Origin of the sequence: Bradyrhizobium sp. WSM1743 (assembly GCF_000473065.1) — a bacterium.
GTDB lineage: Bacteria > Pseudomonadota > Alphaproteobacteria > Rhizobiales > Xanthobacteraceae > Bradyrhizobium.
The window spans coordinates 26,920-37,500 of sequence record NZ_AXAZ01000016.1 but is presented as its reverse complement, the minus strand read 5'-3'; the positions used below and the strand labels follow the sequence as shown (position 1 = coordinate 37,500).

General features: G+C 65.1%; 10 protein-coding genes and 1 pseudogene (1 of these 11 only partly in view). 3 read left to right on the top strand and 8 right to left on the bottom strand.

What is annotated here, in order from left to right; translation table 11 throughout:
- Positions 1-576 carry the 3' portion of a hypothetical protein gene (locus YU9_RS0113095; RefSeq protein WP_027573248.1) on the top strand. It extends 21 nt beyond the left edge of the window, so only the last 576 of its 597 coding nucleotides appear in the window; its start codon lies off the left edge, out of view; the stop codon is at positions 574-576.
- Between the two features lie 279 nt (positions 577-855).
- Here YU9_RS0113095 and YU9_RS0113090 read toward each other — a convergent pair whose 3' ends face one another.
- The 6 genes from YU9_RS0113090 to YU9_RS0113065 form a co-directional block, all read right to left on the bottom strand.
- Positions 856-1,944 carry a TRAP transporter substrate-binding protein gene (locus YU9_RS0113090; RefSeq protein WP_027573247.1) on the bottom strand — a complete coding sequence of 363 codons (1,089 nt, stop codon included), beginning with the start codon at positions 1,942-1,944 and terminating at the stop codon, positions 856-858.
- Positions 1,945-2,125: 181 nt separating this feature from the next.
- Positions 2,126-3,439, bottom strand: a complete 1,314-nt coding sequence (locus tag YU9_RS0113085) for an NAD(P)H-dependent oxidoreductase (protein ID WP_027573246.1) — start codon at positions 3,437-3,439, stop codon at positions 2,126-2,128.
- 160 nt (positions 3,440-3,599) lie between these two features.
- Positions 3,600-4,400, bottom strand: coding sequence for a phytanoyl-CoA dioxygenase family protein (locus YU9_RS0113080; protein ID WP_027573245.1), 801 nt, complete (start codon positions 4,398-4,400; stop codon positions 3,600-3,602).
- A gap of 115 nt (positions 4,401-4,515) precedes the next feature.
- On the bottom strand, positions 4,516-5,193 hold the full coding sequence (locus YU9_RS0113075) for a GntR family transcriptional regulator (RefSeq protein WP_027573244.1): 678 nt from the start codon (positions 5,191-5,193) through the stop codon (positions 4,516-4,518).
- 177 nt (positions 5,194-5,370) lie between these two features.
- Positions 5,371-6,627, bottom strand: coding sequence for a M20/M25/M40 family metallo-hydrolase (locus YU9_RS0113070; protein ID WP_027573243.1), 1,257 nt, complete (start codon positions 6,625-6,627; stop codon positions 5,371-5,373).
- Between the two features lie 86 nt (positions 6,628-6,713).
- A complete protein-coding gene (locus tag YU9_RS0113065; RefSeq protein WP_027573242.1) occupies positions 6,714-7,571 on the bottom strand; it encodes a sigma-70 family RNA polymerase sigma factor in 858 nt (285 codons plus the stop codon).
- Between the two features lie 99 nt (positions 7,572-7,670).
- Between YU9_RS0113065 and YU9_RS41380 the strand changes: the two are divergent.
- A pseudogene (locus tag YU9_RS41380) lies at positions 7,671-8,125 on the top strand (carboxymuconolactone decarboxylase family protein).
- A gap of 37 nt (positions 8,126-8,162) precedes the next feature.
- Here the strand turns inward: YU9_RS41380 and YU9_RS0113055 are convergent.
- Both YU9_RS0113055 and YU9_RS0113050 read right to left on the bottom strand, forming a co-directional pair.
- The gene (locus tag YU9_RS0113055; protein WP_027573241.1) at positions 8,163-8,975 is read right to left on the bottom strand and encodes an alpha/beta fold hydrolase; all 813 of its coding nucleotides are present in this window, start codon (positions 8,973-8,975) and stop codon (positions 8,163-8,165) included.
- A gap of 3 nt (positions 8,976-8,978) precedes the next feature.
- Complete coding sequence (locus YU9_RS0113050) at positions 8,979-9,797, bottom strand: alpha/beta fold hydrolase (protein ID WP_027573240.1); 819 nt, start codon at positions 9,795-9,797, stop codon at positions 8,979-8,981.
- A 133-nt stretch (positions 9,798-9,930) separates the two neighbouring features.
- On the opposite strand from YU9_RS0113050, the gene YU9_RS0113045 reads away from it, so the two are divergent.
- On the top strand, positions 9,931-10,473 hold the full coding sequence (locus YU9_RS0113045; RefSeq protein WP_027573239.1) for a methylated-DNA--[protein]-cysteine S-methyltransferase: 543 nt from the start codon (positions 9,931-9,933) through the stop codon (positions 10,471-10,473).
- Positions 10,474-10,581 lie beyond the last annotated feature (108 nt).

The window sequence follows — 10,581 nt, the reverse complement described above, 5'->3', positions numbered from 1 at the left end:
GCCCTCGCCGCGCTCGGCGTCGCGTGCCTCGTGTCCGCAGCATCGCTCGCCTCCTCGGGCTCAGCATTCGCGCAAGCCAAGCAGCCTGCACCTGCGCAGCAGGCCGCTCCGGCGCCGCAGCAGCAGGCCCCGGCGCTCAAGCAGATCGCGCTCACCGACAAGCAGCTCGACGGCGTGCTCGCAGCGCAGAAGGACATTGACGCAATCACAGAAAAACTTCCGGAGAATACCGCGCCCGACCAGAAGGTGATCGCGCAGCTCGAGGAGGTCGCGAAGAAGCACGGTTTTGCCGGCTACGACGACTACAACAACGTCGTCGACAACATCAGTCTCGTCATCGGCGGCTTCGATCCTGCGACCAAGAAATATGTCGGCCCCGAAGCCGTGATCAAAGGGCAGATCGCGCAGATCCAGGCTGACAAGAAGATGCCGGCCAAGGAGAAGAAGGAGGCGCTCGATGAACTCAATCAAGCGCTGAAGACGCCAGCGCTCCAGGTCGAGAACAAGGGCAATATCGATCTCGTCGGCAAGTATTACGATAAGCTCGTCGCAGCGTTGGGTGACGACGAGAATTGAGGGCGGTACCGTCAAGCCGCCAGCTCTCGCGCGTTTTCACGGAGCCAACACACCCTCCGCTGTCATGCCCCGGCTTGACCGGGGCATCCAGTACTCTGCGGCGGATGTGGTGAGCGCGTGCCGTTCAATCTGGGCCTCTGGAATACTGGATCGCCCGGTCAAGCCGGGCGATGACACTGTCCAAACAGTGCTATCTCGCCCAGTTCCGATGTCGCGAATGCAAAAAGCCCCGGAGACTTCTCCGGGGCTTTCGTCGTTTCGCTACTTGCCGCGATGCGATTACGTCCTCGTCCGCATCCGCATCATGAAGCTGTCGAAGCTCAGCTCCGCCACCTGCATCCAGGCGAGCGACTCGTTACGATAAGCGCTCAGGCTCGCATACATCTTGCCGAAATGCGGATTGCTCTTGGAGAGATCTGCATAGATGCCGTTGGCGGCGCTGTAACAGCCCTCGAGCACTTCCTGCGGGAACGGCTTGAGGATCGCGCCGGCAACCAGCAACCGCTTCAGGGCGGGCGGATTGACTGCATCGTATTTGCCGGTCACCCAGGTGAAGGTGTCGCGAGATGCGCTTTCCACCGCAGCCTGGTAGTGCTTCGGGAGCGCATTCCATTTCTCAAGACTCATGATGTTGTGACCCTGCCCGGTGCCTTCCCACCAGCCGGGATAGTAATAGTATTTCGCGACCTTCACGAAGCCGAGCTTCTCGTCATCGTAGGGGCCGACCCATTCGGCCGCGTCGATCGTGCCCTTTTCAAGCGCCGGATAGATGTCGCCGCCGGCGATCTGCTGCGGCACCCCGCCGACCTTGGCGATGATCGTGCCGGCGAAACCGCCGACGCGGAATTTGAGGCCTTGCAGATCGGCCATCGACTTGATCTCCTTCCGGAACCAGCCGCCCATCTGCGCGCCGGTCGAACCGGTGGGAACTCCGATCGCGTTGTATTCCTTGAGGAGATCGTTGAGCATATCCTGCCCGCCGCCCCACTGTAGCCAGGAGATGTGCTGGCGCGTGTTGAGGCCGAACGGCAGCGCCGTGCCGAAAGTGAAAGCGGGATTCTTGCCCCAGTAATAGTACAGCGCGGTGTTGCCCATCTCCACCGTGCCGTTCGAGACCGCATCGAGCACCTGCAGGCCAGGAACGATCTCGCCCGCGGCGAACGGCTGAATCTGGAATCGGTTGTCGGTAATCTCGGCGACGCGCTTACAGAAATACTCGCAGCCGCCATACAGCGTATCGAGAGATTTCGGCCAGCTTGCAGCGAGCCGCCACTTCACTTCGGGCATCGATTGCGCGACGGCCGGCGCGGCAACAGCAGTTGCGGCAAGGCCCAGTCCGCCTGCCGTCAGGAATTTACGACGTTGCATGCATTTCCCTCCTGTGATGTCGAGTCCTCGACGAGGGATCGCGGTCTTGACGCCGCTTTGGTCTTCGCCGGTGGCCGACGTTTCTTTTTGTCCGAAATTCAGTATTCCCGGATCATGGTCAGGATGACCAAAGGGGAACTGCAAATCAAGCGCACTTTGGTTGTGAGACCGGCAAAGCCGATCAATGCTGCGCTGCGAATGCGGCTTCCATCGCCTTGCGGGTCTTCACCGTTTCATTGTCCGGGTCGAATTCGACATCGCTCCAGCGCACCACCGCACCATGGGCTACGTCATGCTTCAGCTTCACGCGATGTGCGAGCCCGATCGGCAAGGCGCCGGCCTTGAGGCTCGCAGCCGCCGGTAACAGCTTGCCCCAAACCGTGTAGCCGCCTTCGCCGTCGAGCATCTCGCCGGCGCGCAGATTGCGTTTTGCAACAGCCGCGACGTCACCGCGGAAGCCGTAAGGCTGCCCGGTCGGCTCGCCCCGCAGCGCGGCCGACAGCACCGAGATGTTCAGCTCGAGCCCGATCAGATGATACGGCTTGTACATGGCGGCGAAACGTCCGCTGGCGTCGGTCTTCAGGCCATATTGCCTGAAGCAATCGGCGGCGTAGTCGTTCGGCGCCTCCAGCACGACATAGACTCCCCAGCGCAGATCGCGAGAAACCGGCCGGCCGTCGCGCTCGAGCGAGGAGACGACCTCGACGATGCCGGACCGCTCCAGCACGCCGCCGCGCGAGCGCGGCCGCATGATGTGCGGCAAGTCGTCGACGCCGCAGGGCGGAAACAGCAGGCCGTCCGCGGGCACGTCGAGGCTGCAGGCATTGGCGATCGCGGCCATCTCGATCGCCGATTTGGTGCCGTCGAGGAAGGAGTTGAACATTTGCGGATTCATGCCGGCCGACTGCGCCTCGCCCGCGGTCAGCCCGTAATGCTGCCAGACACGATCGGGCGTCACGTCGTGATAGTCCGGCAGGTACTTCGTCCCCTTGCCGGCGGCGACGACGCGAAAGCCGGTGGCCCGCGCCCAATCCACCATCTCCGCCGTCAGCGCCGGCTGGTCGCCATAGGCGAGCGAATAGACCACGCCGGCCTTGCGCGCTTCCTCGGCCAGCAGCGGGCCCGCCAGCACGTCGGCCTCGACATTCACCATCACGATATGCTTGCCCGCTGCAATCGCGGCGCGCGCATGCTGGATGCCGACGGCGGGATTGCCGGTCGCCTCCACCACCACATCCATCGCGCCGCCGGCAATGGCGCGCGCACCGTCGTCGGTGAACGTGGTCGCCGCGATGCGTGCCTCATCCCAACCGACAGTGCGGCACGCCTCACGCGCGCGGTCGCGGTCAATATCCACGATGATAGGCACCTCCAGCCCCGGCGTGTGCGGCACCTGCGCCAAAAACATCGAGCCGAACTTGCCGGCGCCGATCAGCGCGACACGGACGGGCTTGCCGGCGGAAGCGCGGGCCTGGAGGAGGCGGAAGAGGTTCATAGGGATGTCCAATACAACTATCGTGTCCCGGACAAGGTGCAGCGTGCAACGCTGCGCCGCAGAGCCGGGACCCAGAGAAAAACCACCGCGCGGCGTGGGCCCCGGCTCTGCAGCGCATCGTCGAAGAGACGCTGCGCTGCGTCCGGGGCACGAGCGCAATCTACTCCGCCGCCTGCCTTGGTGCACGGGCAAGCCGCAGCAGCGCGTCGTCGTCCACCGTCTTGATCGGCGTGAAATCGCGATGCGCGATGTAGTCCGGCCGCGTGGGGGTGCGGATATAGTTCGAGACCGCGTTCAGCGTCAGGTACACGATCTTGCGCGGATAGGGTGTGATGTTGCCGGCGGATCCATGCACGAGATTGCCGTGGAACATCAGCATGCCGCCTGGCTTGCCGGTGGGCGCCACGATGCCGCCCTGCTTGACGAGCCGCGTCACGGTGTCCTCGTCCAGCGTCCACAGCGGATAGGAGGTGGTGGCGAGGTCATGCGAGGCCTCTAGGTCGCCGGCGTTCTGGCTGCGCGGCACCAGCATCAGGGGCCCGTTGATCGGCATCACCTCGTCGAGGAAGATCGCGATGTTCATCGCGCGCGGCTCCGGCATGCCGTCGTCGCGCTTCCAGGTGCCGTAATCCTGGTGCCATTGCCAGACGTCGCCGGTGAAGGCCGATTTCGCATTGATCTTGAACTGGTGCATGTAGACCGGTTCACCGAACACCTGCTCGACCGGCTCGATCATGCGCGGATGCGCGCCGAGGATGCCGAACGCCTCGTTGTAGAGATGCGCGGCAAACGCCGTGCGCGGCGCGCCGCTCTTCTCGCGCCAGACTTCGGGCCGGTTGGCGTCGTAGATGCTGACCGCCTCGCGCGCGAGCAGGTCGACCTCCTCCTGACTGAACAGCTCGGGCAGAAACAGCCAGCCCTCGCGCTGGAAGAACTCCAATTGCTCCTGGGACAGTTTCATGGGTCGTCCTCCTTGATTTTGTTTCTGTCGTTCCGGGGCGGTCCGCAGGACCGAACCCGGAACCTCGAGATTCCGGGTTCACGCTTCGCGCGCCCCGGAATGACGGCGTGTGTTGCTACGCCGCCGCCGCGTCCGTCGCCCGCAATCTCTCCTCGGTCATTCGTCCCGCCGTCTGCGCATGCGCGAGCGCAGCGCGTTCGGCCGCCTTCGCATCGCCGCGCAGAATATGTCCGGCAATATCGGCATGCTCCGCCCAGGCGCTGTCGCGATAGTCGAGCTCCGACAGCACGGTCGCCATCGAGCGCCGCATATGCGGCCATTGCGGCGCGATCGTCTCCTCGATCACGGGATTGCCGGCGAGCTGATAGATCGCGCGATGAAAGTCGACATCGAGCACGATGAGCTCGGCCAGCGTCGTGTTGCGGTCGCTGCGGCGTCCGGCGGCGAGCGCTGCGTCCAGCCGCGCGCGTCCCGCCGCGTCGGCGCCGGCGCGCACTGCGGCGAGCCGGGCCGCCAGCGAATCGATGGCGGCGCGCACCTCGTAGAGCTGGCGGATGCGGGCAGGGTCGAGCTGGGTGACCTCGAAGCCGCGCTTGCCGCTCTCGGCGACGAGGCCCTGACGGTGCAACAGATGCAGCGCATGCGACACCGGCTGGCGCGACACGCCGAGCCTGTCGGCGAGTTCGTTCTGCCGGATGCGCTGGCCGGGCTGAAGCGTGCGGTCGGAGATCGCCTCCAGGATCCGTTCGTAGACTTGGTCGATCAGGTTCGGGAGCGGGTCGAGAGGAATCACGTCGGCGGCTCCTAAGGTGGAATACGGAATTCCGTATTCGAAGTTAGGCCCAGCAGCCGACGTCGTCAAGCGCCTCTCCGAACCCATTTTTCGGATCCACTAAGCTATTGATATTGCTGGGGCCGGCTACTGTGCATGGGGTTGTTTTCGAGAAAAAGACCCAGCGACGCTCCGCGCCTACTTCTTCTTCCCCTGTTCGATCAGCATCCGGCTCATCAGATAGAGCCGCGGCACGATCGAATTGGTGTCGATGAACTCGTCCCGGGCGTGATAGCCGAAGCCGGCAAGGCCAAAGCTCTCGACCACAACCGCCTTGCCGCTGCGGTTGGCATAGCCCGCATCAGTGGCGCCGCCGGTGATCTCGGTGATGTCGAGCTTGCGGTCGATCTCGGCATAGATCGCCTGCCCCATCTCGGCCAGCGCGCGGCCGCGCTCACTGGCGACGAAGGGCGGGCGCCCCGCCACGATCTTCACGGTCGTCTCGGTGTCGGGTACGAGGCGGTTCTTGATCTTCTCGTCCAGCGCCGCCTGCAGCTTGGCGATGCCGTCGGGAAGGGTGAGACGGATGTCGGCGCCGGCCTCGGCATCTTCCGGAATCTGATTGCGCACCGTGCCGGCCTTCGCCGTCGTCCAGTTGAGCTGAGTGCCCGGGATCGACTTGGCGATGTCCTGCGTCTGCAGCAACTGGTGCGAGAGCTCGATCAGCGCGTTGCGGCCGCGATCGGGTGCCGCGCCGGCATGCGCCGCGCGACCCTTCACCTTCATGATGCCGGTCGCAGTGCCGCTGGCGCCCAGCAGCAGCGAGTCGTTCTTCGCCGGGGGCGAGGCCGCCGTCGGCTCGCAGGAGAGCACGACGTCGTGCTGGTCGGCGAGCTCCGCGATGATCTCGCCCGACCCTATCGATCCCACTTCCTCGTCGGGATTGAACGCCACGGTGAGCCTGGCATAGTCCTGCCAGCCGGCATCCTTCAACATCTTGAGCGCATGCAGGACCACAGCGATGCCGCCCTTGTCGTCGGCGATGCCGGGGCCATAGATGCGGTTGCCGTCGACGCGGTACGGCTCGCTTGCAAGGACAGCGCGCTGATAGACCGTGTCCATATGCGCGATCAGCATCAGCTTCCGCGTGCCCGTGCCCTTGAACGTCGCGATCACCATGTCGGCGCCGGCGCCTGCCGTAGTCTTGCGCCGCTCCGTGGCGGCGCCGAGCGCCCTGAGGCGTCCTTCGGTGAAGTCGGCCATCCTCTTCAGCCCCTCGACGTCGCTGCTGCCGCTCTCGATCATCACCATGTCGCGCAAGGTCTCGATCAGCGGCGCCTTCTCCTGTTCGGCGGCGGACTTCAGCTTCTCGTCGGCGGCCGCGAGCGCGGACGTGACACCGGCGGCGAGGCCGAGCAGCGACACACCGAGCAGGGGAATGAAGCGGAAGGTCATGACTTCGTCCTTTTGCATCTTGCGCGCGGGCACCGCACGATTGTGCGGAAAGCCTAGCACCCGCAACGGCACGATGCCACGCCGGCCTAGCCCTCCAGCACCTCCACCTCCATCGCGGTGATTTCTTCCGCATCGGCCACCGCCTCGATTCCCGCGATCCGCTCGCCCTCGAATGTCACGCGCAGTGCAATGCGCAGCTGTCCGCCGAGGACGACGGCAACACCCATCTCGCCATCGACCAGCGCGGCCCGGGCGGCCTGGGCGCGGCCCTTGAAGGTCTGCGCGACCGCGTCGGCGCCGCGGATCTCGGCCAGCGAGCCGAGCCGCACCGCGGCCTGGTCGGCGCGGAATACGACGTCGGGATCGAGCACGGCGAGCAGGCCCTCGAAATCGCCTTCGCGCGACGCTTTGAGAAATGCATCGACGATTCCGCGCTGGTGCGACAGATCCGATGCGGGCACCGGCGCGCCCTGCACGCGCCGACGCGCGCGGCTCGCCAGCTGGCGCGAGGCATCGACGGAGCGGCCGACGATCGGCGCGATCTCCTCGAACGGCACGGCAAACATGTCGTGCAGCACGAAGGCAAGCCGCTCCGCCGGCTGCAATGTCTCCAGCACGACCAGTAGCGCCGCGCCGACGGAATCGGCCATCTCGGCCTCGCGCTCCCGCGTGTCGTCGACCGGCTCTGGCACGTGCGGGCCCATCGGATCCTCCCGGCGCGACTTTCGGGCGCGCAGCATGTCGAGGCAGATGCGTGCGACCACGGTCGTGAGCCAGCCGCGCAAATTCGCAACATCCGACATGTCGTAGCGGCTGACCCGCAGCCACGCCTCCTGCACGGCATCGTCAACCTCGGCGCGGGACCCCAGCATCCGGTAGGCGATCGCGCGCAAATGGTCCCTGCTCGCCTCGAACTGTTCGGTGAGAAAATTTTGTTCGGTCATCGGTCACATTCCCTCGTCGCGATCCGTCATGCCCATGACGAAGCTAATCCGACCGATGTGACCGGAACCTTCGAAATTCGACCGATGGAGACGAAAATGATGCACGCCCGCATGAATCACCCCGTCATGGTCCTGCCCGAGGCCATGAATGTCCTTCAGTCCCTGGCAACCTGACAAAGCAGGGTCTGCCGGAAAAGCTCCTGGAACTGGTGCACCTGCGCGCCAGCCAGATCAATGGCTGCAGCGTCTGTGTCGACATGCATCCCAAGGTCGCCCGCAAGCTGGGCGAGACCGACGAGCGCCTGTTCGCCGTGTCCGCCTGGCGCGATGCGCCCTATTTCACCGACGCCGAGCGCGCAGCGCTGGCCTTGACCGAGGCCGCCACGCGCCTCGCCGATCGTGAGGACCCCGTGTCTGATACGATCTGGAACGAGGCCGCCAAGCATTTCGACGAGCGCGAACTCGCAACCCTGATCCTCGCAATCGCGACGATCAACGTGTGGAACAGGCTGAACGCGACCATCAAGATGCCGGTCGGCGTGTGGAAGGTGTGAGTTTCTGTGCCCTCTCCCCTTGCGGGAGAGGGCAGCCTCACTCCGCCAGAAACCTGCTCACCACCTCGCCGAACTCCAGCGGCGCCTGCTCGAACATCCAGTGGCCGGCATTGGCGATCACCGCCGCCTGGGCTCCCGCGATGTGGGCGGCCAGTACGCGCCACATCATCGACAGGCTGCCGGTCGTCGCGCCGCCGCCGATCAGCAGTGTCGGCGTCCTGATTGCCTGCGCATCGCTGAGCGTGTAGGGCCTGCGCTGCTCGTTGATCTGGCCGAGGAAGGTGAGTGCGTTGTCGCGGAGTTGCTGCTTGGCCGCCGCCGGCACGCGCCGCCAGGAGCCGTCGCCCTCGATGCCTTCGTAGAAGTTCTGCAGCGCGCCCTCGATGTCGCCGGCGCGAATCATTTCAACCGAGCGCACCGTGCGCGCCGCGAGTGACGGATACGCGGGCGTGCCTTCAGGCACCGGCAGGGATGGGTCGAGATCGCCGCCGGGCTCGGCCAGCACCAGTTTCCGCAACAGATCAGGCCGCGCCTGCGCGACGCGGAATGCAACGTGTCCGCCGCGTGAATGGCCCATCAGGTCGACCGGTCCGGGCTTGACCTGCTCGATGAAGGCGATCGTATCCGCGACATGCTGCGCCATCTTGTAGTCGTCGCCGACGGCGTCCCAATGCTCGGGAAAGAAGTGCCGCAAGCTGACCGAGATCACCCGATGCGCCTTCGACAGCGGTCCGAGCACCGCATACCAGGTGCGGAAGTCACCGAGCGTGCCGTGCACGCAGACCAGCGGCGGGCCGCTTCCCACTTCGAGATAGGCCATGTCGTAACCGTTGACACGAAAGCTCTGCATTGGTCAGCTCGCCAGAAAATCCAGCACCACTTCGGAATATTTCTGCGGCGCCTGCTCGAACATCGGGTGCGTCGCGTTCGGGATGATTGCCGTCTTGGAGTAGGGCACATGCGCGGCCAGCGCATGCAGCACCTTCGGCAAGAGGCCCTTGGTCCGCGCGCCCAGGACGAACAACGTCGGCATTTTGATGGACTCCGCATCGGCCTTCGAGAACGGCGGGCGGTTGTCGCGGACCTGGCCGATCAGCGTCATGGCGTTGTCGCGCAGATTCTGCTTCACTATCGCCGGCAGCCGCGGCCAGGTGCCGGCGCCTTCCAGCGTGTCGACAAAGACGGCAAGGCCGCCGTCGATATCGCCGGCTGCGATCTTCTCTGCGGAAGCCGTGAAGCGCGCCAGCAGAGGCGAGGGGCCGCCGACGTAATCCGGATCAAGGCTCGCATCGAGCTCGCCGCCGGGCTCCGCGAGGACGAGCCGCCGCAGCAGATCGGGGCGCTGCTGAGCGACGCGAAAACAGATGTGCCCGCCGCGGGAATGGCCCATCAGATCGACAAGGCCGAGGTCGAGCTTCTCGATGAAGGCGATGACGTCTTGGACGTGCTGGGCGATCGAATAGGTGTCACCGAGGCCATCCCAACGATCTGGGAAGAAGTGCCGCAGGCTGACGGCGATCACCCGGTGCCGCTGCGTCAGCGGCCCGAGCACGCAGCCCCAGACGCGGAAATCGTTGAGCGAGCCGTGCACGCACACTAAAGGCGCGCGGCCTTTGTCTTCGCCCACGTCGAGATAGGGCATGTCGTATCCGTTGACGTGCAGGCTTTGCATTCAGGGCTCGCGAGGAATTGGAACTCCTGTGCAAGATTCCCGGAAACCGGGTGGATCGCAACTATTTCCAAGCCTAGATTTGGCAGGAAATCAAACTGGGGGCCTGCAACGGAAGCAAGCCAGGAACCTAGCCATGACCGACCAGCATTTTGCCCTGTTCGATACCCGGATCGGCCTGTGCGCCATCGCCTGGGGCCCGCGCGGCATCAACGGCACGCAATTGCCGATGGGTGGCGAGCAGAAGATCCGCACCCGCATCCATCAGCGCCACGCTGATGCCAGTGAAGCCGAGCCGACCGCCGAGGTGCAGCAGGCGATCGACCGCATGACAAAGCTGCTCGCGGGCGAGCCGGATGATCTCACCGACATCCCGCTCGACCTCGACGGCGTGCCCGAATTCAACCGCAGCGTCTACGACATCGCCCGCGCCGTCCCGCCGGGTAGGACCATCACCTATGGCGACATCGCCAAGCAGCTCGGCGGCGTCCAGCTGTCGCGCGACGTCGGCCAGGCGCTCGGCCGCAACCCGTGCCCGATCGTCGTGCCCTGCCATCGTGTGCTGGCTGCCGGCAACAAGCCCGGCGGCTTCTCGGCCAATGGCGGCGTGGTGACGAAGCTGAAGATGCTCGAGATCGAAGGCGCGCTCGTGAACCATACGCCGAGCTTGTTCGATTGAGGATACCTCATGCGAGGTTTCGTGCCCCGGACCCAGTGCGGCACGTAGTGACGCGCTGCAGAGCCGGGGCCCACCAGTGCCACGAAAGTCGCTCTGGGTCCCGGCTCT

Coding starts and splice junctions, on each gene's coding strand:
- YU9_RS0113085 (WP_027573246.1), bottom strand. CDS start 3,439: ATGAACCTCTTCCGCCTCCTCCAGGCCCGCGCTTCCGCCGGCAAGCCC.
- YU9_RS0113080 (WP_027573245.1), bottom strand. CDS start 4,400: ATGAAACTGTCCCAGGAGCAATTGGAGTTCTTCCAGCGCGAGGGCTGG.
- YU9_RS0113065 (WP_027573242.1), bottom strand. CDS start 7,571: ATGACCGAACAAAATTTTCTCACCGAACAGTTCGAGGCGAGCAGGGAC.
- YU9_RS0113070 (WP_027573243.1), bottom strand. CDS start 6,627: ATGACCTTCCGCTTCATTCCCCTGCTCGGTGTGTCGCTGCTCGGCCTC.
- YU9_RS0113055 (WP_027573241.1), bottom strand. CDS start 8,975: ATGCAGAGCTTTCGTGTCAACGGTTACGACATGGCCTATCTCGAAGTG.
- YU9_RS0113045 (WP_027573239.1), top strand. CDS start 9,931: ATGACCGACCAGCATTTTGCCCTGTTCGATACCCGGATCGGCCTGTGC.
- YU9_RS0113090 (WP_027573247.1), bottom strand. CDS start 1,944: ATGCAACGTCGTAAATTCCTGACGGCAGGCGGACTGGGCCTTGCCGCA.
- YU9_RS0113050 (WP_027573240.1), bottom strand. CDS start 9,797: ATGCAAAGCCTGCACGTCAACGGATACGACATGCCCTATCTCGACGTG.